Below are 26,608 nucleotides of genomic sequence, written 5' to 3' on the forward strand. Positions count from 1 at the left end.
CGAGGCGTTAATTCTGTCGCTGACAGTGTGTCAGCGTCATGACTCAGGGCAATGGCGTCGACGCCGAGAGTGATAGAAACTGGTATCCGCTTCCGAAACAGCGTCGAACACGTGGGGAGAACACCGATGGGTCGGCTCACCCGTCCGTTCGTACCAGCGGGTCCCGTGGCCGATTTCTACGAACGGCTGCACGACCTGCACGTCGCGGCCGGCCAACCGAGCATGCGCCGGTTGCAGCGGCTCACCCGCGCCGAGGGATGGCCCGCGGGGATCAACCCCACCTCCGTTCACGCCGCCTTCGTCCGCCCGCGCCTCGCCAGATGGGAGGTGGTGCGCGAGATCGTCCGGGTGCTCGGCGGCGACGTCGACGAGTTCGCCGACCTGTGGTGCCGGGCCCACCGCTGCCAGGCCCTCGACGATGTCGGGCCGGTGGACCCGACGCCGTACGACCGGGCGTGGGCACCGACGGCGACCGTCCCCGTGCCCCGGGAGTTGCCCCCCGATGTCCTGCCGTTCACCGGGCGCGGCCTGCTCCGCGGCACGCTGGACGCGCTGCTCGCCGAGGCGACGAACCAGACAGCGATGATGACCGTGCTGCTCACCGGGGCGGCCGGGATCGGCAAGACCGCGCTGGCCGTGCACTGGGCGCACCGGGTGGCCGGGTCTTTCCCCGACGGCCAGCTCTACGTGGACCTGCGGGGCGACGGCTCGGGTCAGCCGCCGTCGTCGATGGAGGTGCTCGCCGCCTTCCTCAACGCCCTCGGCGTCGCCGGCGCCGAGCTGCCCGGCACGCCGGCCGCGCTGGCCGCCTGCTACCGGACCCGGATGTCCGGCCGCCGGACGCTGGTGCTGCTCGACAACGCGTCCTCCGTCGAGCAGGTCCGTCCCCTGCTTCCCGGGTCACCGGGCTGCCTGGTCCTGGTGACCAGCCGGGAGAACCTGGCCGAGCTGGTCGTCCGGCACGGCGCCCGGCGGCTGGAGCTGGGGCCGCTGAGCACCGAGGCGGCCGTCGAACTGTTGCGCGGACTGCTCGGCGACCGGGTCGACGCGGAGCCCGATGCCGCGTACGACCTTGTCCGTCGCTGCGGGGCTCGCCCGCTGGCCCTGCGCGTCGCCGCCGAGCGGGCGGCAGCCCGCGGCACGCTCGTGCCGGCCGCCCCGGACCTGACGGCCGCCGAACCGGCGTGGGGTCCGGGGGCCGCTGCGGAGCGGGGCCGGCCGCCGCGACTGCGTACTCTGGCCGACCCGGCCCGCCCGGCCGGGGCCGCCCCGCCGGGCCTGCTGTCCCGGGTGCGCCCGGCCGTCGGTGGGCCCACGGCGCGACGGCCGGAGCAGGCCCGACTCAGCGCCGGCTGAGCGGGCGTCCGGATCTGGGGACACCTGGTCACCACGATCGCGGGGCTGCCGCAGCACGCGAGGTTCGGGTAGATCAGCTACCAGCGCTCTGGCCGGACCCGGCGCAGCGGCTTCCGCCCTGGGCCGGGCCCCCTTCGTCGCGCGCCGACGGGATGGTTCGTCGGCGCCCCCGTTCGCTGGTCAGTACCGCGACCACCTCTGGTTGGCGCTGCCGGCGCAGTCCCAGAGCTGGAGCTTGCCCCCGTTGGCCGGATTCTGGTCGCGCACGTCGACGCACCGGTTGGCGCTGAGGTTCACCAGGTCACCGGAGGCGTTCAGGGTGAACCGCTGGGCCGGGTTGCCGTTGCAGGTGACGAGGTTGACCTCGGTGCCGTTGGCGGTGCCGGCCCAGGCGGGGTCCATGCACTTGCCCATCGCCCGCACCGTGCCGTCGCCGGCGAAGGTCCACGCCTGCGCGGCGGTGGTGTTGCAGTCCCAGATCTGCAGCTTGGCGCCGTCGACCGGGTTGGCGCTCGGGATGTCGATGCACCGCCCGCTCTGTGCGCCCCGCAGCCGCGTGGTGCCGGGCGGGTTGCCGCCGTCGGTGTAGCCGTTGACCCGGACGTAGTCGACCAGCATCTGCTGCGGGAACTGGGTGGTGCCGTCCGGGTAGCCCGGCCAGTTGCCGCCGACGGCCACGTTCAGGATCATGAAGAACGGGTGGTCGAAGACCCACCGGTTGCCGCCCAGCCGGCTCGGGTCGACGCGGTGGAACTCGACGCCGTCGAGATACCAGACGATCGAGTTGGGCTCCCAGTCCACCCGGTAGGTGTGGAAGCCGTCGGCCAGCGGCGCGCCGACGGTGCGGCTGCCGGTGATGCCCCCGCCGCCGGAGTAGCCGGGCCCGTGGATGGTGCCGTACACGGTGTTCGGCTCCCGGCCGATGTTCTCCATGATGTCGATCTCGCCGGCGTTCGGCCAGCCCACGCTGCCCATGTCGTTGCCGAGCATCCAGAACGCCGGCCAGATGCCCTGACCCCGGGGGATCTTGATCCGGGCCTCGAACCGACCGTACGCCTGGGTGAACGTCGCGGCGGTCAGCAGCCGGGCCGAGGTGTACTCGCACCGGCCGTAGTGGCACTGGTAGTTGGCCGGGTTCTCCCGGCGGGCGGTGATGACCAGGTTGCCCTGGCCGTCGTGCACCGCGTTGCTGGTGCTGTTCGTGTAGTACTGCCTCTCGTTGTTGCCCCAGCCGCCGCCGCCGATGTCGAACCGCCACTTGCTCTGGTCGACGGCCGCGCCGGCGGGGGCGTTGAACTCGTCCTGCCAGGTCATGCCGCCGATCGCCGCCTGGGCGGGCGCGGTGGGGCCTGGCAGGACGAGCGACGCCGCGGCGACGGCGAGGGCGACGGCGGCGCGGGCGAGCGCGCGGGGCGCGGAGCGGGATCTGGTCACGGGAGCCTCCTTGGGGGACGGTCCGGGCGGTCGTACGGCCGGCGAGGGAGCACGGTCAGCCCCGCCGCCACTTCTGGTTGGCGGTGCCGGCGCAGTCCCACAGCTGGAGCCGGGCGCCGTCGCCACCGTTCCATCCGGTGATGTCGACGCACTTGTTGGCCTGCGGGTTGACCAGGTCACCGGCGGCGGACAGGACGAACTGCTGGGCGGGATTGCCGCTGCAGTTGGCGATCTGGATCACCGCGCCGTTGGCGGTGGACCCCCAGGCCACGTCCATGCACTTGTTGTTCTGGGTGCGCAGGGAACCGCCGGTGAGGGTCCACGCCTGGGCTCCGGTGCCGTTGCAGTTCCACATCTGCAGGGGCACCCCGTCGGAGAAGTTCGAGTTCGGCACGTCGATGCACTTGTTGTTCCAGTTGCTGATCAGCCGGTCCCCGCCCCCGCCGCCGGCCGTGACCAGTGACAACCCGTACGCGCCGAGGATCTCGTTGACCGGCTGGAAGAAGGTGGTGCCACCGGTGGAGCAGTTGCCGGAGCCGCCGGAGGTGACCCCCTGCGCCTGGTTGCCGCTGATCCACGCCCCGCCGGAGTCGCCGCCCTCGGCGCAGGCGTTGCTGCGGGTCAGGCCGGACACCGCGCCCTGGGCGTAGTTCACGGTCTCGTTGCGGCCGAGGATGGTGCCGCAGCGCCAGCCGGTGGTGCGTCCCGAACGGCAGACGGAGCTGCCGATCGCCGCGTCCTGCGAGCCGGCCACCGTGACGTTGCCGCCGGAGTAGTTGTTCACCCATGGCTGCGGGGTCCAGTTGCCGTTGGTGCGCACCCAGCCGTAGTCATTGCCGGGGAAGGACGAGCCGGCGAACGTGCCCTGCGCGACGTTGTTGAAGCCGAGCGTCGGGCTGCCGGTCCCGCCGCAGTGGCCGGCCGTGACGAAGCCGCCGGCGACCGCGAAGCCGACCGAGCACAGCGTGTTGCCGTTGATGACGTACTGGTCGCCACCGCGGATGTCGTACAGCGGGCGGGGCGTGTCGGCGGACTCGACGACCCGGACGGAGTCGGCGGCGACGCCGCTGGCCCGCGCGAACGCGGTCGCCTCGGCAGCGGCGCCCGGCGCCGCCGTCAGCACGACGGTGTTTCCGGCGACGTCGACGCGCCAGGCGCGGATCCGCCGCGGATCCGCCCGGTCGGCGCGCCGGTCGAGGGCCCGCTTGACGGTGCCGAGGTCGCGCTCGCTGCGGGCGACGACGGTGGCGTCCGCGCCCTCGGCGCGGACGGCGGCGGTGAGCGCCGGATCGGTGACCGCCACGGTCAGCCGCTGCCCGCCCGCCGGGATCCAGGCTCCGGCGAACGCCGCGCCGAGCCGGGCGCGCAGCCGCTTCTCGACCGGCGGCGCGGCGGCCTCGACGCGCAGCCGGGCACCGATCTGCTCGGCGGTCAGCCCGAGGTCGCGGCGCATCGCCGTGACCAACTCCGGCGCGAGGCCGCCAGCGGCCGTCGTGGTGGCCGCCGGGGCAGGGGCATCCGGGACGGTATCCGGGACGTCGCCGGCGCGGGCCGCCAGCGGGGACGCGACGACGAGCAGGAGAGCTGCGGTGACGGTGCCGAACGCGCGGAACTGTCGCGTCATGGAGGTCCTCCCGAGGACGTACGGCGGGCGGTCGCGGTGGGGCGACGCGAGGGCTGCGAGCGGCCGAGAGAGCGCTCTCAACGGAGTTTGTCGATGTGAACGATTTCTGTCAAGACTGTTACCAGTTGACCGCCCGGTACTGGCCCACCCGATGCGCGGAGTCCGTCACCCAGGGGTGCCGCGTCGGCTCCCGTCCGGGTCGGGACGAGGGGGCGGCGCTGTCGGGGGCGCGACCGACGACAGGGCCGGTGCGACCCTGAGCAGGGCCGCCACGTCGCCGCCCGTCCGCATCACCGTCCGGTCGGGCCGTACGAGCGCCGCGCGGGCCCCACCTCGGCGCAGCCACCGCCCGAGGTCCGAGGCCGGCTCCACGGGCACGAGCACCACCCGCCGCCGTCGCGCCTCGGCGGCCACCTGCGGTCGCAACGGCCCGACGGTGAGCACCGCGAAGGAGGACCCGAGCACGTCGTCGAGGCGGCGGCCGTCGCACAGGACCAGGTTCGGGCAGAGCCGGCCGTTGCGGCTCCACGGCGACCAACGCCTCCGGAGCAGGGCCGAGCGTCGCAGGGGCGGGGTCGTGCTGTCGAGAACCCTGGCCCGCAGGCCCGGGACGTGGACCAGCCGGGGCGCGACGAGCCGGCGCAGCAGGTCGCCGACCTCACCACCCTGGGTCATGGCCCGGCCGACGCCCACGGCGAGCCGGATCAGCGCGGTGACGTGGGGCCGCCGCTCGGTCTCGTAGCTGTCCAGCGCGGCGGCGGGCAGGCCGCCGGCCAGCACGGCGGCAAGCTTCCAGGTGAGGTTGCCGGCGTCCCGGAGGCCGGCGCCCAGCCCCTGGCCGATGAACGGCGGGGTGAGGTGTGCGGCGTCGCCGAGGAGGAACACGGGCCCGGCGCGCCACCGGTCGGCGATCTGGGCGCGGAAGGTGTACTCCGCGCAGCGGACCACCACGAGCGCCTCGAACGGCAGGTCCCTCGTCCAGGGCCGGACCAGCTCGTGCAGTGCCTGCGGAGCGGACATGGCCGCTGCCGTCTCGCCGGGCAGGAGGCGGAACTCCCAGCGGTAGCGTCGCGCCCCGACGCGCATGTAGGTCGCGGCCCGGCGGGGGTCGCACACCTGGTGCACGCCCTCCCACGCGTCGATCGCGGCGTCGGTGTCGACGTCGACCACGAGCCAGCGCTGCGCGAAGCCGAGGTCGCGCATCCTCGACCCGATCTGGGCTCGGACTGCGCTGTTGGCGCCGTCGCAGCCGAGCACGTACCGTGCGCGCAGCGTCTGCCGCTCCCCCGATCCCCGGTCGGTGACTGCGACGGTCGCCATCCCGTCGCCGTCGGCGGACACGGCGGTGACCTCGACGCCGCCGCGCAGGGTGACCAGGGGGTCCTGGTCGACGGCGCGGCGCAGGATGGCCTCCAGCGTCGGCTGGTCGAACATGTTCGCCTGGGGATGGCCGTGGACCCCGTCCGCCGTCCCCCGGCTGAACTGCGCCAGGACGCGGTGGTCGGGACCCAGCAGCCGCAGCCCCTCGGCCGGCCGGGAGACCGCGGCGAACTGCTCGTGCACCCCCGCCCGGTGCAGGATCCGGCACACCTCGTCGTCGAGGTGGACCGCGCGCGGCCGGGGGTAGGCGGCCGGCCACCGGTCCAGCACGACGGACCGGACACCGTGGACGGCGAGCAGCCGGGCCGCCACCACCCCGGTCGGCCCGGCGCCCACGATGACGACGGGCACCGGATCGTCCACCGTTCCTCCTCGCCCTGGCCTCACCGGCCCACCGGCCGCCGCTGCCCGGCCGCCCGAGCCCGCCCGCTTCGACGGTACCGACCGCCTCGTCAGGCGGCGGTGACCACCCGGTGCAGGCGGCGTGCCTCGGTCACCACCCGGGACGTCCCGCCCCGGCCGGCCACCTCGGCCAGCCCCGCCACCTCGATCCGGACCCCGGTGCTCGCGGCCGTCTCCGCCGCCAGGGTCAGCAGGTCGGGCAGGCCCCGGGGCTGCGTGCGGGCGGTGAGCAGCGGCGGCAGCGCGGCAGCCAGCAGCCGCCACACGCTCAGCGGCGCCCCGGCCGCAGCCGCGTCGCGCAGCGGCTCGACCGCGCGGGTCGGCTTCACCACCCGCGCGGCGACCAGCGCGCCGAGCTGCCCGCCGACCCCGGCGGCGTCGAGGCGACCGGCGCCGGCCAGGCCGAGCAGGGCGTCCAGCGTGGCGATCCGGTCGGTGCCCTGGCGGGCGCCGAGGCCGTAGGCGAGCGCGAGGTCGACGGCGGCACCGCCAGGGCCGCCGCACTCGACGAGCGACGGCAGCGCCATTGCGCCGTCGGGCCGGTCCAGGTCGGCGGCGCCGGCGACCTCCGGCAGGACGTACGCCGCGACCACGCCCAGGTGGTGGGGCAGGACCGACGGCCAGAGCCGCGTCCAGCCGAGGTACGCCGTCTCCACCGGCTGCGGGTCGGCGGTCAGCAGGCCGTACCGGTCGTCGTAGCCGTCCGGTGGGCGCAGCTCGACCGCGACGCGGCAGGCCGGCAGCTGTTCGTACCCGTAGTCGTGGCTCATTCTTCGAGCCCGGCGGGCAAGAGTGACGACCCGCATGACCGGGGCCGGCAGCCCACCGGAGCGCAGCCAGTCGGCGAGCCGGTCGCCGGCCGGGGTACGCAGCGCCCCGGCCTTGTCGGCCAGCGCCTCGTCGGCGCCGGTCGGCAGGCGCAGCAGTGCCTGGGTGAGGTCCCAGTGCCACGGCTCCCGGTCTCCGAGCGCCGTGAGCCGTTCCAGCAGCGCCAGCGGGTCGAGCGCGCCGTTGGCCGAGGTGGGGGTCGCGAGCAGGCCGGGGTGGCCCGGCTCGCCGAGGTGGTGGCCGATCTCGGCGAGCCGGGCCCGCAGCAGGGCGTGCGGCGCCGGGACCCGGGGGTCGGTGGCGACCAGTTCCGGTTGCGCGGGCGACCGGTCGGTGCGCCGCACGGCGGCGAGCAGCGCGCCCCATCTGCCGCGCTGCGGGGCCGTCGGGCGGGGCTCGCCGGCGGATTCCAGCACGTCGCCGACGAGGCCGCACAGGCAGCACGGGTCCCAGCTGTGCTCGCTGGCCCAGGACCAGTGCCGACGGGCGAGTACCGGGTCGAGCGCGGCGCGCACCCGCGCGCCGTCGGTCACGGTGAGGCGGACCAGCCCGTCGAGGATCCGGTCGAGCGGCTCGCCGTGCTGCGCGGCGCCGAGCAGCGCGGCGACCTCCTCGGCGAGCTCGTCGACGTCGGTGATCGGGGCCGGGGCGGGTGCGGACGGCCCCGGGGGCGGCAGGTCGTCGCCGCGCGGCCCGGTGACCGCCGGGCCCCCGCCGGCGCTCGGGGCGAGGCCGTGCCGGGTGGCCAGCGCGGTGGCGCGCTCGCGCAGGTCGACGGCGGGGTGCTCGGCCGCGCCGGCGATCACCTCGGCGATCTCCACGGCCCGGTCCCGGTGCCGGCGGGCGAGCCGGTCGAGCCAGGTGAGCTGGCCACGGACCAGCGCCTTGTCCGGTCGGGTCAGCACCTCACGGGACGTGTCGAGGACCGCCTCCAGTTCCAGGTCGGGCACCTCGCGCAGCGCCTTCTGGGCCATGGTCGCGGCGGGGGCCGGGGCGTCGGCGAGCAGTCGCAGGTAGTCGGTGCGGCGGGCGGCGACCTCGTTTGTGGTGGGTTGGAGCTGGCCGACCAGGGTGGTGAAGGCGCGCAGCGCGGCCGGTCGGTCGCCGCGCAGCAGCCGGCCGACCGCGCCGTCGAGCAGGGTGGCGCGGTCGACGAGGCCCTCGGCGGCGAGCTGCGCCAGCGCGGTCAGGAGCGCGTGCGGGCGGCGGTCCTGCCAGTCGGTGACGATCTCGTCGAACATCATCGGCGTGCCGAGTCCGTCGACCTCGAACAGCCGGGGCAGCAGCGCCGGCAGGAGCGGGTCTACGCGGAGCCGGTCGATCAGCGGCGCCGGGTCGCCGCGCCGCCGCCGGTCGGGGCTCGACAGGGACTGCACCCACAGCTCGACGAACCGGTCCCCAGCCGGCGGCTCGGCGTCGGTGGGCAGCAGCGCGGCGACGAACCGCCAGTGCTCGACCCAGGTGTCGCGGTGCAGCTTGTCGGCCATCCGCCGGGCGAGGTCGGGCAGCCAGGTGACGCCGCGGTCGGCGGCGACCGCGCGGACGAGCGTCGCCGCCCGCTCGCCGTCGGCGGCGACGGAACGGCGGACGAGGATCGCGCCGGCCTGGGCGGCGGTGGGCAGGCAGCCGACCGCGACGACGGCCAGGGCGGTGCCCTTGCGCGCGCCCCAGAAGGTGGACCGCTGCCCCTTGAACCAGTCGGTCAGGGCGGCGCCGACGGCGCGGCGGCGGTCCTCGGGCAGCCCGGCCAGGGCGTCGACGATCAGGTCGGCCGACCCGGCGTTGACGAGGTCGAACAGGTCGCTGGTGCCGCCGGCCGCCAGTTCCCACCGGCGCCGGACCGTGGTCTTCACACCCGCTCCCGCACGGTGGCCGTGGCCATCCGGGTGGCCAGCGCGTGTTTGCACGGCCCGCGCTGGCCGCGGTGCTTGGCCCACCAGGGGCAGGTACAGGTGAAGTCGCCGTCGGGCAGCCGGCGGACCCGGTAGACCTCGTCGCCGCTGCGTACGGTGGCGCCCGCCCCGTCCGAGGCGACGGCGCCGGCGTCGAGCAGCGCCCGCGCGCCCACCAGGCGCGGGTTGTCCCGCTCGGCCCGGCCCGCGTCGTAGGGCATGACGCGGTGGAAGTAGGCCGCCTCGGAGACGTCGTAGCCGACCCGCCCGGCGGTGCCGAGCTGGGCGAGGGCGCCCCGCACCCGGGCCGCGTCGATGCCGGCGGAGGTGGCCAGGGCGTCGACGTCGACAGTCGGGTCCCAGGACAGCAGTGCCGAGACCAGCTCGGCGTCGTCGACGACGTCGTCGCCGGCCAGCGCGGTCAGCGCGGCGCCCTCGCCGGAGAACCCGCGGTAGGGCTCGGGCGAGAGGGTCAGCGACAGGCGCAGGGCCCCGGTGTCGAGCTCCCAGGTGCTGGGCAGCGCCGCCGAGCCGGGCGCGACGGTCGGCCCGTAGACGCGCAGGGTGCGGGCGAAGCGAAGCATGCCGCGCAGGGCGGCCAGCCGACCCGCGCCGGCGAGGCAGACCGCGCCGGGGACCGGCCGGGACGTCAGCCGCAGCGACCGCCCCGCAGGCACCGCCCAGAGCACCGACCGGTCGGTCGACGTCGGCAGCCGGCGCAGGAAGGCCGCAGCCTCGGTGGCCGGGATCTCCGCCCGCGGCTCGAACGCCGCGGCCAGCACCTGCACCTCCGCGAAGCCGCGCAGCCAGCGCACCGGCAGCGGCACCTTCTTCTCGACGACGGCGCCGTCCATGGTGGACACGGTCAGGTCGTCGGGGCCGACCGACAGGTGCAGCGGGTCGAGGCCGCCGACCCGGGCGAGCGCCTCGCGCAGCGGGTTGTTGACGTCGACGTTGGTGGTGCCGTGCTCCACCACGTCGCCGTCGAGCCCGGCCGGCAGGGCGTCGAGACGGGCGTAGACCCCGCAGCAGCCGGAGAACGACTCGAACCGGAGCCGGTCCCGGCTGCCGGTGACGACCGGGTCGAGGCTCGCCGGGCTGACCGGCCGGTAGTAGCGGGTGCGGGCCACCTCGGCGACGGCGAGCAGCCCGACGGCTGCCTGCTGGGGCGTGGTGAGGAACCCGGTGAAGAACCGGGGGTTCGGCGCCGGGCCGCCGCTGGTCTGCAACGCGAGACCGTCGCGGCGCAGCGTCGAGGATCCCAGGTACCGGTACGTCTGTTGGGTGCTCACGGGCCGGGACGGTACAAGATCGCTCCGACAGTTCCGCCGGACCGCGCCACGTCGGGCCGGTCGGCACCGGGCCGGGTCCCGGCTCAGGGACAGGGACAGTGGCGGAAGGGGCGGCCCCGTCGGCGCGACGGCCCCCACCGTCCGCCGTCGCGCCCGTGGCCGCGCCGTCACTGAGGGCGTCGGCCCGTCAGCGGGAGTAGTACTCGACGACGAGCTGTTCGTCGCAGATCACCGGCACTTCGGCCCGCGCGGGCAGCCGGGTGAGCCGCGCGGTGAGGCCGGCCAGGTCGACGTCCAGATACGGCGCGGGCCGCTGTGGTGCGTGCGCCCCCTGGGCGGCGACGACGAACGGCGTCTTGGCGCGGCTGCGTGCGGCCACCGCGATCTCGTCACCGGGGCGCAGCCGCGCCGACGGGCGGTCCACCCGGCGGCCGTTGACGATCACGTGCTGATGGGTGACGACCTGTCGCGCCTGGTAGATGGTGCGGGCGAACCCCGCGCGCAGGACGAGTGCGTCGAGCCGGGTCTCCAGGTCGGCCACGAGTTCCTCACCGGTCTTGCCCGGCCTGCGGACAGCGCGGTCGAACGCCGTCCGCAGTTGGCGCTCCCGCAGGTCGTACTGCGCCTTGAGGCGCTGCTTCTCCACCAGGCGGACCTTGTAGTCGGTGTCCTTGGTCCGGGCCCTGCCGTGATCACCGGGCGGGAACGGGCGGCGCTCGAGGTATCGCACGCACTTGGGCGTCAGTGCGATGCCGAGACGGCGGGACCGCTTGGCCTTGGGGCGGGACTGATTCATCATCTGCCTCTCAGGTAAGGTTAGGCTAACCTAATAGGAGGTACACATGCCGGGCAAGACCCCCCCGACCGGCGTCGCGGTGGCCGTCGGCACACCGGCCGAACGGCTGCGTACCCTGCTCGTGGCCACCGGCTCCGTGACGCTGCTGACCTCGACGCACCGGGCCGACCTCACGGGCCGGCACAGCGTGGGCCCGGACGGGCAGGTACGCATCGAGCTGCCGACCGAATCCGGCGCGGCCCGTCAGCTGGCATGCGAGGAGGACATTCCCGCCGTCGTCGACGTGGTGGACGTCGCCCCGATCCCGATGCCCGACCGGGTGCGTGGCCGGGCGACGCTCACCGGCTGGCTGACCGTCGAGGGTCTGCGGGGCCGGCGGCCCGATGTCGTCGCGGCACTCCACCTCGCCACCGCCGAACTCGTCGACGCCGGCGGGACCACCCTGGTCGACCCGCAGGCGTTCGCGAGCGCCCGGCCCGACCCGCTCGCCTCCGCCGAGGCGGAGCTGGTGCGCCGCCTCGGAACCGACGCCCGCACCCTGGCGCAGCTCACGCTGCTCGTCCCCGCTTCCCTGCGACAGGGGGCCGGGCGCGTCCACCTGCTGCGGATCGACCGCACCGGCGTCGTCATGCGGGTGCAGGCCCCCGCTCCGACGGAGGGGGCCACGGTCACCGACGGCCCTCGTGACGTCCGGCTGGCCTTCACCCGGCCCCTGCACGACCCGGACCAGTTGGGCGCGCGCCTCGACGTGCTGCTCGGCAGACCCCCGCGCCGCATGTCCCGCACCAGGCACTGACGTGGCGGCCACCGGCACATCGCACGCCACGGAGCGGCTGCTCGGCCTGGCCGGGCGGACGTTCCAGGTGGTGGCGCTGGTCGAGACGGCCCGGGGGTGCTCGACGTGGCCCGGGTGGCCGCGTGCTGCGACTGGGCATCGGCGAGGCGGACCCCGCAGGGGAACGCGGCCTGCGACACCGGGGCCGGACCGCGCGGAGTTCGCCGCCGTCCGCTCCCAGGTCGGGGGTGGAGTGTCAGTGGGGGCGGCTATGTTCCCGGCGTGGCCAACCGTTCGTACCTCTTCGTCACCGACCACGACGGCATCTGCCCCGCCTGGGCCGACGTGCCAGACATCGCGAACCAGGTGCTCGCCGAGGACGTGTACGCCGTGCCGCTGCTGTGGCTGGCCATGTTCCGGCCCGACGACCTGGCGACCGCGACGTTCCCGCCCGACGATGACGATGACGAGGTGCGGGTCACCGCGCCGATCGCGCCCACGCGGCGGGCCCTCGACCAACTCGACGCCGCGCTGCCCACGCTGGCCCGGCTCTTCGCCGACGAGGGGCCGCTGCACGAGCACGCCGCGCTGCTGCGTGAGGGCGTGGCGGGCATGCCGGGCCGGTTCGTCACCATCGACCCGTACGAGATCGCGGTCCTCATCGACGAGCGGGACTACTACGGGCACCTGCACGCCGGCCTGGCCAGCCTCGACGTCCCCGGCGACCCCGTGGTGGACCGGGAGCGCCTGATCGACCTGGCGCAGTTGCGCCCGGGACGGCCGTTCCCGCCGGCCCGGCTGGTGCTCGACCAACTCGACGCGGCGGACGACGACTGGTGGAACCACAGCCGGCTGCTCGGGTCCGGGTTCCAGCGACCGGTTCCGTGGGAGCGCAGCGACCCGGCGCGGGCCGGGGCGGGGGTGCCCTGACGCGGGGCCGGGCGGTCCAAGGGCCCTGCGGGCGCCGGCCGCCCGGCGGCGAGGCATAAGGCCACGGTATGAGGCAGCCGATATACATTCATCCTCCTGAATGGCAGGTAGGCTCGGCCCAGTCCGTTCGCGCCGTCTCCCCGGCAGCACCTGGCCCACGGAGACACCCAGGTCACGGGAGGGCCGGAGATGACGTCGCCACGCAACCGCCGCCGCAGGTCGGCCGCCCTCGCTGTCCTGGCCGCCCCGGTGCTGGCCGCCGCCATGACCAGCGTGCCGGCCGGCGCGGCCCCGGCCGGCGGTGAGATCCTGCGCGCGGGCGGTGCCACCGCCGTCGAGGGCAGCTACGTGGTGGTGCTCGCCGACGCCGGCGGGCGGGCCGCCGACGCCGACTCGGCCACGAGGCTCGCTGCCCGGTACGGCGGCTCCGTCGGCCAGGTCTACCGCGCCGCGCTGCGCGGGTTCGAGGCCCGGCTGTCGGAGCGGGCCGCCCGGCGGTTGGCCGCCGACCCGGCCGTGGCGTACGTCGAGCAGAACCACGTGGTGTCAGTGGCCGCCGGCGTCCAGCTCAACCCGCCGTCGTGGGGCCTCGACCGCATCGACCAGCGCCTGCTGCCGCTGGACCAGCGGTACGCCTACCCGAACACCGCGCCCGGCGTGCACGCGTACGTCCTCGACACCGGCATCCGCGCCACCCACGTCGACTTCACCGGCTCCGCCGGCGGCGGGTACGACGCCGTCGACGGCGCCCTGCCCGCCGACGACTGCAACGGCCACGGCACCCACCTCGCCGGCACAATCGGGGGCCAGCAGCACGGGGTCGCCAAGGACGTCCACCTGGTCCCGGTACGGGTGCTCAACTGCGCCGGCAGCGGCACCTACGCACAGGTCATCGCGGGGGTCGACTGGGTCACCGCGAACGCGGTGAAACCCGCCGTGGCCACCATGGGCCTGGGCGGCAACGCCAGCACCGCGCTCGACAGCGCGGTCACCGCCTCCATCAACTCCGGCGTCACCTACACCGTCACCTCGGGCAGCTCCGCCACCAGCGCCTGCAACTACTCCCCGTCGCGGGTGCCTGCGGCGCTCACCGTCGCGGGCACCACCCCGACCGACGCCCGGATGAGCTCCGCCAACTACGGCTCCTGCCTGGACCTGTTCGCCCCCGGCCAGGGCATCACCTCGACCTGGCACACCAGCGACACCGCCACCAACACGATCAGCGGCGGGCCGATGGCCGCCGCGCACACCGCCGGGTGCGCGGCCATGGTCCTCCAGGACCACCCCACCTGGACCCCCGCCCAGGTGGCCGCCCACCTCACCGGCACCGCCACCACCGGCGTCGTCGGCGCCCCGGGGGCCGGATCGCCCAACCGGCTGCTCTACTGCGGCGGCTGAGTCGCGACGACACCGGACGGACCGGTCAGGGGCGACACCGGACGGACCGGTCAGGGGCGGTAGCGGTAGCCCATCCCCGGCTCGGTGATGAGGTGTCGCGGGCGGGCCGGGTCGTCCTCCAGCTTGCGCCGCAGTTGGGCCATGTACTGGCGCAGGTAGTTGGTCTCGTTCTGGTACTCCGGCCCCCACACCTCGTGCAGCAGTTGGCGCTGGCTGATGAGCTTGCCGGGATGGCGCAGCAGCCTGTCGAGCACGGCCCACTGGGTGGGGGTGAGCCGGACCTCCGCGCCGTCGTCGCTGGTCACCGTGTGGTCGACGAGGTCGACGGTGTGCCGGCCCACCCGGGGGGCCGCCGTCGCGCCGTCGGCCGCCGGGGCGGCGAGGCGTCGGGTGACCGCGCGGATGCGGGCGAGCAGCTCGTCGATGCCGAACGGCTTGGTGACGTAGTCGTCGGCACCGGCGTCAAGGGCGGCGACCTTGTCCTCGCTGCCCGCCCGGCCGGACAGCACGATGATCGGCACCGTCGTCCAGCCGCGCAGGCCCCGGATCACCTCGACGCCGTCGAGGTCGGGTAGGCCCAGGTCGAGGACCACCAGGTCCGGCGGGTGGGCGGCGGCGGCCCGCAGCGCGCCGGTGCCGGTGTCGGCGACCTCCACGTCGTAGCCGCGGGCACGCAGGTTGATGCGCAGGGCCCGCAGGATCTGCGGTTCGTCGTCGACGACGAGGATACGGCTCATTCCTGCGGCCCTTCGGTGCCGGTCGGGGCGGCGGCGGGCAGGCGGAGCACCATGGTCAGCCCTCCGCCGGGGGTGGTCTCGGGGGTGATGCTGCCACCCATCGCCTCGGCGAGGCCGCGGGACAGGGCGAGGCCGAGGCCGACGCCGGTCTGGTTGTCCCGGTCGCCGAGCCGCTGGAAGGGCAGGAAGACGTGTTCCCACTGGTCCTCGGGGATGCCCGGGCCGGTGTCGATGACCCGCAGCTCCACCTGCCCGGCGTGGGCGCTGGCGGTGACGGTGGGCGGTCGGCCGGGCGGGCTGTGCCGCAGGGCGTTGGCGACGATGTTGACCAGCACGCGTTCCAGCAGGCCCGGGTCCGCCAGCGCGGCGGGCAGGTCGGCGGGGATGTCGGTGGCGACGTCGGCGGCGTCCGGACCCAGCTCGTCCAGGGCCCTCGGCACCACGTCCTCCAACCCGATCGCGACGGCGGTCACCCCGAGCGCGCCGGCCTGCAACCGGCTCATGTCCAGCAGGTTCGCCACCAGGCGGCCCAGCCGGTCCAGGGACTCGTCGGCGGTGGCCAGCAGCTCCTCCCGATCGTCGGCGTCAAACTCGACATCGTGGCTGCGCAGGCTGCTCACCGCGGCCTTCGCCGAGGCGAGCGGCGTACGCAGGTCGTGGCTGACGGCGGCGAGCAGCGCGGTGCGCATCCGGTCGGCCTCGGCCAGCGGCCGGGCGGTCGCCGCCTCCTCGGCGAGGCGTTCCTGGCGCAGCGCCACGGCGGCCTGGGCGGCGAACGCCTCGACGACCCGCCGGTCGGCGGCCTCCAGCCGCCGGCCGGACAGCACGACGGTGAGCCGGTCGTCCACCGGTACCGCCGTCTCCCCGGCGTCGGGGCTGGTCGCCGGGGACTCCCCGACGGCGGCCACCAGCCGCCAGGCGTCCTGCTCGTGGGCCCGGCCGGGGCGTCCCCGCGCGTCCGGGGCCAGTTCCAGGACGCTGACGGCGCGCAGCGCGAACGTCTCCCGCAGCCGGTCCAGCAGCGCCTGCAGTGGGCGCTCGCCGCGCAGCACGCCGCCCGCGACGGTGGCGAGGGTCTGCGCGTCGGCGGAGGCCCGCGCCGCCTCCCGGGTACGCCGGGCGGCCACGTCGACGACCCAGCTCACCGCGAGGGCGACGCCGACGAAGACGCCCAACGCGAGCAGGTTGTCCGCCTCGGCGATGGTCAGCGTGCGGAACGGCGGGGTGAAGAACCAGTTCAGCAGCAGCGACCCGCCGAGGGCGGCGACCAGCGCCGGCCACAGGCCGCCGACCAGCGCCACCCCGACGACACCGGCGAGGAACAGCAGGATGTCGTTGGTCAGGGTGAGGTCGGGCAGCGTGCGCAGCGCCACGGTGAGCGCCGGCATGCCGAACCCGGCGAGGGCGAAGCCGAGCAGCCGGCGCCGCCGGGACAGCGCGGCCGGCAACCCGGCGCTCCGCCGGCCCCGTCCCGCCTGCGGGTGGGTGACCAGGTGTACGTCGATCGGCCCGGACAGGGCCGTGGTGGTGACCCCGACTCCCCGGCTGAACAGCTGCGCGAACCGGCCCCGGCGGCTGGCGCCGAGGACGAGCTGGGTGGCGTTGACGCCGCGGGCGAAGTCGAGCAGCGCGGCCGGCACGTCCGCGCCGAGCACCTGGTGGTACGTGCCGCCGAGGCTCTCCACCAGCACCCGCTGGCGGGCCAGCCGGGCGGGGTCAGCGCCGGCCAGGCCGTCGCTGCGGGTGACGTGCACGGCGAGCAGGTCGGCGCCCCGGCCCCGGGCGGCCACCCGGGCCGCCCGGCGGATCAGCGTGTCGCCCTCCGGCCCGCCGGTCAACGCGACGACGACGCGTTCGCGGGCCTCCCAGGTGTCGGAGATGCCCTGCTGGGCGCGGTAGGCGTCGAGCTGGTCGTCGACCTTGTCGGCCAGCCAGAGCAGGGCCAGCTCGCGCAGCGCGGTGAGGTTGCCGACCCGGAAGTAGTTGCCGAGCGCGGCGTCGATCTTGTCGGGGCGGTAGATGTTGCCGTGGGCCATCCGGCGGCGCAGCGCCTCCGGGGTCATGTCGACCAGTTCGACCTGCTCGGCGGCGCGGACGATCTCGTCGGGGACGGTCTCGCGCTGGGTGGTGCCGGTGATCTGGGCGACGACGTCGTTGATCGATTCGAGGTGCTGGACGTTGACCGTGGACAGCACGGAGATGCCGGCGTCCAGCAGCTCCTGCACGTCCTGCCAGCGCTTGTCGTTGCGGGAGCCGGGCACGTTGGTGTGGGCCAGCTCGTCGACGACCGCGATCTCGGGCCGGCGGGCCAGGAGCGCGTCGAGGTCCAGCTCGGTGAACTCGACGCCCCGGTGCGCGAGGGTGCGTCTGGGCACCTGTTCCAGGTCGTCGACCATGGCGGCGGTGTGCGGGCGGCCGTGGGTCTCGACCAGCCCGATCACCACGTCGGTGCCGCGTTCGGTCCGCCGCCGGGCCTCCTGGAGCATCGCGTACGTCTTGCCGACGCCGGGCGCGGCCCCGAGGTAGATGCGCAGTTCCCCTCTGGGCACGGGCAGGTCCTTCCGGTGGGCGGGCCGTCCGGCGGCGCGGCCGTGTTCGTGGCGGTGACCGCCGGGCGGGCCTGTCGTGGCCCGCCCGGCGAGGGGTTCAACGAGCGGCGAACCGCTGGTCGAGGGCGAGGTTCAGTTCCAGCACGTTAACGCCGGGGGCGCCCAGGAAGCCGAGCGCCCGGCCGTTGGTGTGCTCGGCCACCAGCCGCCGGACCGCGGCCGGGTCCGCGCCGCGCTCCCGCGCTACGCGGGCGACCTGGATCTCGGCGTACGCGGGGCTGATGTGTGGGTCGAGGCCGCTGCCGCTGGCGGTGACCGCGTCGGCGGGCACGGCCGGTTCGGCGGGGGCGTCGCCGCGGACCGGGGTGACCACTGCGCCCTCGGCGACGTAGTCCGTGCCGGGCTGGGCCAGCTCGACCGGCACTCCCTGGTAGGTGGCGACGAACGGGGTGGCGGGGGCGGCCTGGTTGACGCTCACCACCCGGGTGACCGGTCCGGTCAGCCCGTCGCGGTGGAACACGCCCAGGACGGCGCCGACGCCGTCGGTGGTGCAGTACGGCCGCCGCCCGTCGACGCCGTCGAGTCGGCCGACCGTCAGGCTGCGGGCGCAGACCTGGGTGAGCAGGCTTTCGGTCGACTCGGCCGGGTCGGTGGCGAGGGTGTCGACGACGCTTTCCGGGCCGAGGTTGGAGGCGGCGGTGGAGGTGGGGTCGTAGCCGTCGCCGGCCGCCGAGGGGCGGGACTGGAAGTAGCGCGGGACGGGGTTGCCGTCGGCGTCGGTGAAGGACTGGCCGATCAGCGCGCTGCCGACCGTCCGGCCGCCGACGGCGACGAGCGAGCCGTCCGCCTTGGCGTCGAGGCCGGGCAGGTGTCCGGCGGCGACCAGGGCCAACGGGTACGCCAGGCCGAGCAGGACGGTGAAGACGAGCAGGGCGCGTAGGGCGGCGAGGTGTTGGGCGAGCCAGGTGGGTAGACGCATCACGAGATCCCCGGGATGAACTGGATGAGCAGGTCGATGAGTTTGATGCCGACGAACGGCACGATGATGCCGCCGAGGCCGTAGACCAGCAGGTTGCGGCTGAGCAGCTTGGCCGCCGCCGCCGGTCGGTACCGGACGCCGCGCAGGGCCAGCGGGATCAGCGCGATGATCACCAGGGCGTTGAAGATGACCGCCGAGAGGATCGCCGACTCCGGGCTGGCCAGCCGCATGACGTTCAGCGTGTCCAGGCTGGGGTAGATGCCGGCGAACATGGCCGGGATGATCGCGAAGTACTTCGCGATGTCGTTGGCGATCGAGAAGGTCGTCAGGGCACCCCGGGTGATGAGCAGTTGCTTGCCGATCTCGACGATCTCGATGAGCTTGGTCGGGTCGGAGTCGAGGTCGACCATGTTGCCGGCCTCCTTCGCCGCCGAGGTGCCGGTGTTCATGGCCACCCCGACGTCGGCCTGGGCGAGTGCCGGGGCGTCGTTGGTGCCGTCCCCGGTCATCGCGACCAGCCGGCCGCCCTCCTGCTCGCGCTTGATCAGGGCGAGCTTGTCCTCCGGGGTGGCCTCGGCGAGGAAGTCGTCCACCCCGGCCTCGTCGGCGATCGCCTTCGCGGTCCGCGGGTTGTCGCCGGTGATCATCACGGTGCGGATGCCCATCCGGCGCATCTCGTCGAACCGTTCCCGCATGCCGGCCTTCACGACGTCCTTGAGGTGGATCACGCCGAGAGCCCGCGCCGGCTCACCGTCGACGTGCTCGGCCACCACCAGCGGGGTACCGCCGGTGCCGCTGATCCCGTCGACGACCTGGCCCACCTCCTCGGTCGGGTGGCCGCCGTTCTCACGCACCCACTTCATCACGGCGGTAGCGGCCCCCTTACGGATGCGGCGGACGCCGTCGTCCACAACCTCGGCACCGAGGTCGACGCCGCTCATCCGGGTCTGGGCGGTGAACGGCACGAACGTGGCGTGCGGGATCAGGCCCGGCTCCCGTTCGCGCAGCCCGAACCCGTTCTTGGCCAGGACCACCACGGACCGGCCCTCGGGGGTCTCGTCGGCGAGGCTGGCCAACTGCGCCGCGTCGGCCAGTTCGGCGGCGGTGACCCCCTCGACCGGCAGGAACTCGGCGGCCTGCCGGTTGCCCAGGGTGATGGTGCCGGTCTTGTCCAGCAGCAGGGTGTTCACGTCACCGGCGGCCTCGACCGCCCGGCCGCTCATCGCCAGGACGTTGCGCTGGACGAGGCGGTCCATGCCCGCGATGCCGATCGCCGACAGCAACGCCCCGATGGTGGTGGGGATGAGGCAGACCAGCAGGGACACCAGCACCACGCCGCTGACCCCCGCGTCGGTGATCGCGCCGGTGTCCGGCGCGGCCGCCTGGTACGCCTTGGAAAAGATCGCGAGGGGTTGGAGGGTGACCACGGCCAGCAGGAAGATGATCGTGAGCGCGGCGAGCAGGATGTTCAGCGCGATCTCGTTCGGCGTCTTCTGCCGATTCGCCCCCTCGACCAGGGCGATCATCCGGTCGATGAAGCTCTGCCCCGGCTTCTGGGTGATCCGCACGACGATCCGGTCGGAGAGCACCCGGGTGCCGCCGGTGACCGCACTGCGGTCACCGCCGGACTCCCGGATGACGGGGGCTGACTCGCCGGTGATGGCCGACTCGTCGACGCTGGCGATGCCCTCGACGACGTCGCCGTCGCCGGGGATGATCCCGCCCGCGTGGACCAGCACGACGTCGCCCTGGCGCAGCTCGGGCGCGGGCACCGCCTCGTCGTGGTAGGCGTTGGCGCGGGCGCCCGGGGTCCAGCCGACCAGTCGGGTGGCGACGGTGTCCTGCTTGGCCCGGCGCAGCGTGGCGGCCTGAGCCTTGCCCCGGCCCTCGGCGACCGCCTCAGCCAGGTTGGCGAACAGCACCGTCAGCCAGAGCCAGACGGTGATCGCCCAGGCGAAGACCGACGGGTCGACCACGGCCAGGACCGTGGTGAAGGCCGCGCCGATCTCGACGATCAGCATCACCGGGTTGTGCCACAGGGTGCGCGGGTCGAGCTTGCGCAGCGCGTCCGGCAGGGACGTCAACAACTGCCTCGGGTCGAGCAGGCCACCGCCGACCCGGTCGCCCCGGGTGGCGGGCGTGCCGGGGGTGGCCGGGTCGGCCCCACCGTGCGGCGCCTGCGGGGAAAGGGTCATGTCGTCGTTCCTCATGATGGTCACAGCCCTTCGGCCAAGGGGCCGAGCGCGAGCGCGGGCAGGAAGGTCAGGGCCACGAGGATCACCGTGACGCCCACGACCATCCCGACGAACAGGGGTCGGTGGGTCGGCAGGGTGCCCTCGGAGGCCGGGGTGGGCGCCTGGCGGGCCAACGAGCCGGCCAGGGCGAGGACGAAGATGATCGGTAGGAACCGGCCGAGCAGCATGCACAGCCCCAGGGCGGTGTTCCACCACTGGGTGTTCACCGTGATGCCGGCGAACGCGGATCCGTTGTTGTTGCTCGCCGAGGTGAACGCGTAGATCACCTCGGACAGGCCGTGCGGGCCGCTGTTCAGCGCGGTCGCGGCGTTGCCGGTGGCGAAGGCCGCCGCCGTGCCGGTCAGCACCAGCGCCGGCGTGACCAGGAAGTACAGCGACGCGAACTTGATCTCCCGTGAGCCGATCTTCTTACCCACGTACTCCGGGGTACGACCGACCATCAGACCGGCCACGAACACCGTGATCACCGCGAGGATCAACAGACCGTAGAGACCGGCACCCACGCCGCCCGGCGCCACCTCGCCGAGCATCATGTTGACCAGCGGCATCATCCCGCCGAACGCGGTGTACGAGTCGTGGAACGAGTTCACCGCCCCGGTGGAGGTCAGCGTCGTCGCGGCGGCGAAGGTCGCCGAGTTCGACACGTCGAACCGCACCTCCTTGCCCTCCAACGCCGCGCCGACCGCCTGCGGCACCGTGCCGTGCCCGGTCAGCTCGAAGACGTTGGTCAGGGCGACGCTCGCCACGGCCAGGATCGCCATCACGGCGGCCACGGCGTACCCCTGCCGGTTCTGGCCGACCATCCGGCCGAACAGCCGGGGCAGGCTGAACGGGATCAGCAGGATCAGGAAGATCTCCAGCCAATTCGTCCACGCGGTCGGGTTCTCGAACGGGTGGGCGCTGTTGGCGTTGTAGAAGCCCCCGCCGTTCGTACCCAGTTCCTTGATCACCTCCTGACCGGCGACCGGCCCTCCCGTGATCGTCTGGACCCCACCGGTGAGGGTTGTCACGTCGGTGCCGCCGGACAGGTTCTGCACCACGCCCCCGAGCATCAGGGCGAACGCCCCGAGCACCGCAACCGGCAGCAGAACCCGCAGCGTGATCCGGGTCAGGTCGACCCAGAAGTTGCCCAGCTCGCCCGTACGGCTGCGGGCGAACCCGCGGACCAGGGCGACCGCGACGGCGATCCCGACGGCGGCGGAGACGAAGTTCTGCACCGCGAGCCCGGCCATCTGCACCAGGTGGCCCATGGTCGACTCGCCGGAATACCACTGCCAGTTCGTGTTGGTCACGAACGACACCGCCGTGTTCCACGCCCCGTGTGGCACGACCGGGTCGAAGCCGAGGGACAGCCACAGGTGGTTCTGCAGGCGCTGGAACGCGTACAGGAACAGGATCGATACGGCGGAGAACGCCAGCACCGCGCGGGCGTACACGCCCCAGGTCTGCCCGGCGGACGGGTCGACCCCGACCAGTCGGTAGACGCCCCGCTCGACGCGGGACTGCCGGGTGCCCGCGACCACCCGGTACAGGTAGTCGCCGAACGGCTTGTGGACGGCGACCAGCGCCACCACGAGCGAGAGAATGAACAGCACACCGGCTGTTGTCGTGGTCATCAGAAGCGCTCCGGGAACAGCAGGGCGACCACCAGGAACACACCCAGGCCGATCGCCAGCACCAGGCCGACGGCGTTGACGGCGCTCACAGCTTCTCCACGCCCCTCACCACGAGGGTGAGCGCCACGAACAGCGCCACCGTCACCAGCACGAACACCACGTCAGACACGGCTGACTCCTCTTACCCGACTCGGTTGCCGCGACCGACTTCCGGTCGCGCCGGGCAATCACAACGCCTCCGGTGCCGTCCGGACAGGGTCCTTCACGCGACCATGACGGCGACGGGCCGTTTCTTGACGCCGTTTTCACGCGGCCCGGCCGCGCCGTGACGGCGGTCACGGGCGTGGCCGGGCCTGATGACGCAGGCGAGGGGCACGCCCCGCCCGAGCCTCGCCGCCGCACGCCCGCCCACGGGCCTCTGCCGCCGACCGAAGTGCCGGGCGGCGTGCCGGGCAGCGTGCCGGCGCGATGCCCTCGCGCGGGATCGCTCGTCGGGCCTACGCGACCTCGACGAAGTCCAGCTCCGCCCAGCCGTCGCGGTGGGTGAGCCGCAGGGTGTTGAAGCCGGCGTTCAGGGTGACGTCGGCCCGCACCTGCCGCCAGTTCTCCCACCCCGAGTTGGGGTAGCTGACGACCTGCGCGGCGCCGCCGTTCACGGTCAGCGTGTGGGAGGCGTCGCCGTACCCGGCGGCGTAGGCGAGGTGGGCCGTGTAGTTGCCGGCCCGGGGGGCGAAGACGGTGATGTCGACCCAGCTGTCGGCGTAGTCGAGGTAGGCCACCACCTGGCCCTGCGAGGCGCTCGCGGTGTTCCGCACGGCGCAGTGGTTGAGCGTCCCGCGCTCCGCCTCGTACCGCACCCGGCTGCCCCGGACCACGGGGTACTCCCCCGCCCAGCCGAGCGCGGCCACGTACATCCCCCGGGCGGTGTAGTTGTTGATCCAGCCGTGGAGGACGAGGTGGTCGCCGCCGGCCTCGCGGACGACGTCCGCGCCGCCGGGGCCCCGCACGGCGCCGTCCACGCTGGCCGTCGTCAGCAGCGACCGGTACGCCTTGGTGTACGGCCCGGTCAGCGAGGTAGAGGTCGCGTAGCTGGTCTGGTAGCCGTCCCCGCCGTACCCGCCGAGGGAGTAGAACAGCACGTAACGCGCCCCGACCCTGGTCAGCACCGGCGCCTCGATGACGCCGGCCTCCTCCGAGCGGTCGTTGCGCAGCAGCTCCACCCGGGTGCCCTGGAGCGTCACGCCGTCGGCGGCGACCCGCTGGAGCCAGAGGCTCGTCGGCTGGCCGACGGCGTTGCCGTCGTCCTTGTAGAGCAGGTACCGCAGTCCCGTGCCGTCGACGAAGCTGGAAGCGTCGATGTCGCCGCCCTCGCCGCCGTTGCACACCAGCGGCCCGGTGCCGACGGGGGCGAACGGGCCCAGCGGCGAGCTGGCCAGGGCCGCGCCGATGCACTGCCGGCCGACCGCCCGGCTGCGGGCGGTGTAGTAGAGCAGGTACCGACCGTCGGCGCGCGGGGACACGTCGGGGGCCCAGGTGAGGCCGCCGTCGGCCCAGGCGCCGAGGGTGGGCAGCGCGTCCGGCCGCCGCGTCCACGGCCCGGCCAGCGAGGCGGCCGTGGCGACCGGGACGTTGCCGAAGCCGTTGTTGGTCGAGTAGGCGTGATAGGTGCCGCCGACCTTGATCACGTCCGGGTCGGGGAAGTCTGCGCCGATGACGAGCGCCGCGGGCGTGGTCGCCGCGGAGGCCGCCTGCGCGGTGATGACGACGGGGCTGGCCACGAGTATGGCGACCAGGCAGGCGAGGACTCGACGCATGACCGAGTATAACCACGTGTATCGATATTATGGGCCGGCTCGGCGTCAGCCTCCGGGCAGCCCGCCAACCGCACGCATCAACGAAGGGCCATGCCAGTGAAGACCTCTCATCGATGGTTGGCCGCCGGCGCCGCCGGCCTCGCCGCCGCCCTCGCGGTCAGCGTCGCCCCGTTCGCCTGGGCCGCCGGGGGCCTGACGGCCAGCCTCGTCAAGACCTCGACCTGGCCCGGCGGCTACGGCGCCGACTACGTCCTCACCAATGGCGGCGCCACCGCCGTGACCACCTGGACCGTCGAGTTCGACCTGCCCACCGGGACCAGCGTCAGCAACTCCTGGAGTTCCGTGCGCACCCAGAACGGCCAGCACTACCGGTTCACCAACGCCGGCTACAACGGCACCATCGCCCCCGGCGGCAGCGAGAGCTTCGGCTTCAACGTCAGCGGCGCGGGCAACCCCACCAACTGCACGGTCAACGGCGACCCGTGCGCCGGTGGCGGCCCCGCGCCGACCACGACGGCGGCACCGACGACGCCGGTGCCCACCACTCCGCCACCCACCACGCCGCCGCCCACGACCGCGCCGCCCGGCACGACGGTGAACGTCTCCACCGCCGCCCAACTCCAGGCCGCCCTCGCCGCGGCGGCGCCGGGACAGACGATCCAGCTCGCCGCCGGCACGTACCGGGGCTCCTTCGTGACCACGAGGGCCGGGACCGCCGCGTCCCGGATCACCCTCACCGGCCCGCGCGGGGCGGTGTTGGTCAACGACGGGCCCACCGGCACGGCGCCGGGCTGCCCGGCCCCGACCGCCGGCTGGGACTCCGGGTACGGGCTCTGGCTCTTCGACGCCCCGCACTGGAACCTGACCGGCTTCACCGTTGCCGAGTCGAAGAAGGGCATCGTGCTGGACAACTCCCACCACGTGACCATCGACGGGGTGTACGTGCACCACACCGAGGACGAGGCGGTGCACTTCCGCCGCTCCTCCGCGGACGGGATCATCCGCAACTCGGTGATCACCGACACGGGCCTGGCGCAGCCCGGCTACGGCGAGGGGGTCTACCTCGGCTCGGCCCAGTCCAACTTCGGCTGCCACGGCAACTCCGGCGGGATGGACCGCTCCGACCGGGTGCAGGTGCTGAACAACCGGATCGGCCCCCGCGTGACGGCCGAACACGTGGACATCAAGGAGGGCACCGAGGGCGGCGTGATCCGTGGCAACACCTTCGACGGCCAGGGCATCTCCGGCACCAACTCCGGCGACTCGTGGATCGACGCCAAGGGCAACGGCTACCTCGTCGAGGGCAACACCGGCACATTCCGCGCGCCGGGCACGTTCGCCAACGGCTACGAGACCCACAACCTCCTCACCGGGTACGGCTGCGGCAACGTCTGGCGCGGCAACACCTCCGACCTCGGCGGCGTCGGCCGGTACGCCGTATACGTCTCCTCGACGTCGAAGTGCCCGGCGAACCCGAACGTCGTGCACGCCTCGAACACGGTCACGAACGCGGTCGGCGGCCTGACCAACATCGCCGTCACCCCGTAGCCGCGCCCGGCACCGGCGGGGCGGCGACGGGATCCCACCGGTCGCCGCTCCCCCGGCGACGATCCGGATGCCGCCGGGCCGGCGCGGTGGATCGGGCGCGGCGACCACCCGCCGCAGGCATCCATTGACTTCGTCGGCGGTGGTGCTGCCCAACGGGCTGCAAGAGCGTCGACTGTCTGCCCCCGTGGCCGGCAGCGTCCAGTACGGCGAGCTGCCCACGTCAACTACGGGTTCGCGCTGCCCAATCCCGACGGCAGCCTGCAACCGGTGGAGAACACCGCGAAGTTGCAGTCACTGGCGTCACTCGGGCACGCCGACAACGTCAAGGTTCTGATCGCCGTCGGCGGCTGAAGCGGCGGCAACGACTCCGCCGTCAAGGCGCTCGCCGCGAACGGCACCGGCCGCACCGCGTTCGTCAACAACGTGGTCAACTTGTCAACCAGTACAACCTCGACGGCGTAGACATCGACTGGTGGCTATTGGTTATGTCTGCGGCGGCAGTGTGGCGGTCGCTGTTGCAGCCGCCCCTCAGACCCCTGCTCACGCCTACGCCACTCTGGGCTGCCAGACGTCGAGCACGACCGTCAAGTGGTCCGACGCGACAGGCGGCAGGGTCATTGCGTTGTCGCGGGTGCGGTCCCTGGCCGGCTCGGGGACCGTGGCCGGGGCGGAGCTGGGGGCGAGGCGGTCGATGCCGTGGGGCGGTGCCTATAGAGCTGAGTCGCTTACGTCATCACCGCCGGTCGGGCCACCGCCGTCGCGTCACCCACCGCCCCGCCGGGTCGTCGCTCACGGTCGCTGAGCGCGCCGAGCATGGCTGATGTCGTATCCGACTCAGCTCCATAGGCACCGGGAGGCACACCCGCCGTGGAGCGACACCCACGCCAGGAACCCCAGACCCCCTGGTCAAAGCGCCCCCGCTCGACTTCGCAATCGCCCTGCGACAGGCGGCGGCGCCTACAGTTCCGGCGCCGCGAACAGCGCGGCCGGGTGGACGGCCACG

General features: G+C 74.0%; 18 protein-coding genes. 5 read left to right on the top strand and 13 right to left on the bottom strand.

Translation table 11 applies throughout. The features are described 5' to 3' along the window. Positions 1-165 precede the first annotated feature (165 nt). Complete coding sequence (locus OG617_RS31990) at positions 166-1,356, top strand: NB-ARC domain-containing protein (RefSeq protein ID WP_405096607.1); 1,191 nt, start codon at positions 166-168, stop codon at positions 1,354-1,356. Between the two features lie 180 nt (positions 1,357-1,536). Here OG617_RS31990 and OG617_RS31995 read toward each other — a convergent pair whose 3' ends face one another. The 6 genes from OG617_RS31995 to rpsD form a co-directional block, all read right to left on the bottom strand. Then, complete coding sequence (locus tag OG617_RS31995) at positions 1,537-2,790, bottom strand: family 16 glycosylhydrolase (RefSeq protein ID WP_405096608.1); 1,254 nt, start codon at positions 2,788-2,790, stop codon at positions 1,537-1,539. A 55-nt stretch (positions 2,791-2,845) separates the two neighbouring features. Then, positions 2,846-4,414, bottom strand: coding sequence for a ricin-type beta-trefoil lectin domain protein (locus OG617_RS32000; RefSeq protein WP_405096609.1), 1,569 nt, complete (start codon positions 4,412-4,414; stop codon positions 2,846-2,848). A gap of 165 nt (positions 4,415-4,579) precedes the next feature. After that, entirely contained in the window at positions 4,580-6,157 is a 1,578-nt protein-coding gene (locus OG617_RS32005; protein ID WP_405096610.1) for a bifunctional 3-(3-hydroxy-phenyl)propionate/3-hydroxycinnamic acid hydroxylase, read from the bottom strand. A gap of 89 nt (positions 6,158-6,246) precedes the next feature. Next, on the bottom strand, positions 6,247-8,877 hold the full coding sequence (locus OG617_RS32010) for a DUF6493 family protein (protein ID WP_405096611.1): 2,631 nt from the start codon (positions 8,875-8,877) through the stop codon (positions 6,247-6,249). Next, positions 8,874-10,208 (bottom strand): SWIM zinc finger family protein, encoded by a 1,335-nt coding sequence (locus OG617_RS32015; RefSeq protein ID WP_405096612.1) that lies wholly within the window; start codon positions 10,206-10,208, stop codon positions 8,874-8,876. The genes OG617_RS32010 and OG617_RS32015 overlap by 4 nt, the downstream gene beginning before the upstream one ends. Positions 10,209-10,395: 187 nt before the next feature. Continuing rightward, on the bottom strand, positions 10,396-11,004 hold the full coding sequence (rpsD, locus tag OG617_RS32020; RefSeq protein ID WP_405096613.1) for a 30S ribosomal protein S4: 609 nt from the start codon (positions 11,002-11,004) through the stop codon (positions 10,396-10,398). Between the two features lie 46 nt (positions 11,005-11,050). Here rpsD and OG617_RS32025 point away from each other — a divergent pair, with 46 nt between their 5' ends. The 3 genes from OG617_RS32025 to OG617_RS32035 all read left to right on the top strand — a co-directional run bounded on the left by OG617_RS32025 (position 11,051) and on the right by OG617_RS32035 (position 14,107). Further along, positions 11,051-11,800: a DUF2470 domain-containing protein gene (locus OG617_RS32025; protein WP_405096614.1), complete on the top strand. Its 750-nt coding sequence runs from the start codon at positions 11,051-11,053 to the stop codon at positions 11,798-11,800. Positions 11,801-12,061: 261 nt separating this feature from the next. Further along, a complete protein-coding gene (locus OG617_RS32030) occupies positions 12,062-12,709 on the top strand; it encodes a hypothetical protein (protein WP_405096615.1) in 648 nt (215 codons plus the stop codon). Positions 12,710-12,898: 189 nt separating this feature from the next. After that, complete coding sequence (locus tag OG617_RS32035) at positions 12,899-14,107, top strand: S8 family serine peptidase (RefSeq protein ID WP_405096616.1); 1,209 nt, start codon at positions 12,899-12,901, stop codon at positions 14,105-14,107. 50 nt (positions 14,108-14,157) lie between these two features. On the opposite strand, the gene OG617_RS32040 is transcribed toward OG617_RS32035, so the two are convergent. The 7 genes from OG617_RS32040 to OG617_RS32070 form a co-directional block, all read right to left on the bottom strand. After that, a complete protein-coding gene (locus OG617_RS32040) occupies positions 14,158-14,844 on the bottom strand; it encodes a response regulator (RefSeq protein WP_405096617.1) in 687 nt (228 codons plus the stop codon). Beyond that, positions 14,841-17,393, bottom strand: a complete 2,553-nt coding sequence (locus OG617_RS32045; protein WP_405096618.1) for a DUF4118 domain-containing protein — start codon at positions 17,391-17,393, stop codon at positions 14,841-14,843. Before OG617_RS32045 ends, OG617_RS32040 begins: the two co-directional genes overlap by 4 nt. 97 nt (positions 17,394-17,490) lie before the next feature. Beyond that, positions 17,491-18,372, bottom strand: a complete 882-nt coding sequence (locus OG617_RS32050) for a potassium-transporting ATPase subunit C (RefSeq protein WP_405096619.1) — start codon at positions 18,370-18,372, stop codon at positions 17,491-17,493. Then, positions 18,372-20,567 carry a potassium-transporting ATPase subunit KdpB gene (gene kdpB / locus OG617_RS32055; protein ID WP_405096620.1) on the bottom strand — a complete coding sequence of 732 codons (2,196 nt, stop codon included), beginning with the start codon at positions 20,565-20,567 and terminating at the stop codon, positions 18,372-18,374. The genes OG617_RS32050 and kdpB overlap by 1 nt, the downstream gene beginning before the upstream one ends. A 20-nt stretch (positions 20,568-20,587) precedes the next feature. After that, positions 20,588-22,243: a potassium-transporting ATPase subunit KdpA gene (kdpA, locus tag OG617_RS32060; RefSeq protein ID WP_405096621.1), complete on the bottom strand. Its 1,656-nt coding sequence runs from the start codon at positions 22,241-22,243 to the stop codon at positions 20,588-20,590. Further along, complete coding sequence (gene kdpF / locus OG617_RS32065; RefSeq protein WP_036343797.1) at positions 22,243-22,332, bottom strand: K(+)-transporting ATPase subunit F; 90 nt, start codon at positions 22,330-22,332, stop codon at positions 22,243-22,245. The genes kdpA and kdpF overlap by 1 nt, the downstream gene beginning before the upstream one ends. A 408-nt stretch (positions 22,333-22,740) precedes the next feature. Continuing rightward, positions 22,741-24,057, bottom strand: a complete 1,317-nt coding sequence (locus OG617_RS32070; RefSeq protein WP_405096622.1) for a family 43 glycosylhydrolase — start codon at positions 24,055-24,057, stop codon at positions 22,741-22,743. Between the two features lie 90 nt (positions 24,058-24,147). On the opposite strand from OG617_RS32070, the gene OG617_RS32075 reads away from it, so the two are divergent. After that, entirely contained in the window at positions 24,148-25,605 is a 1,458-nt protein-coding gene (locus tag OG617_RS32075) for a cellulose binding domain-containing protein (protein ID WP_405096623.1), read from the top strand. The last annotated feature ends 1,003 nt before the right edge of the window (positions 25,606-26,608 follow it).

It is taken from the genome of Micromonospora sp. NBC_01412, assembly GCF_045040215.1.
GTDB classification, from domain to species: Bacteria; Actinomycetota; Actinomycetes; order Mycobacteriales; family Micromonosporaceae; genus Micromonospora; species Micromonospora rubida.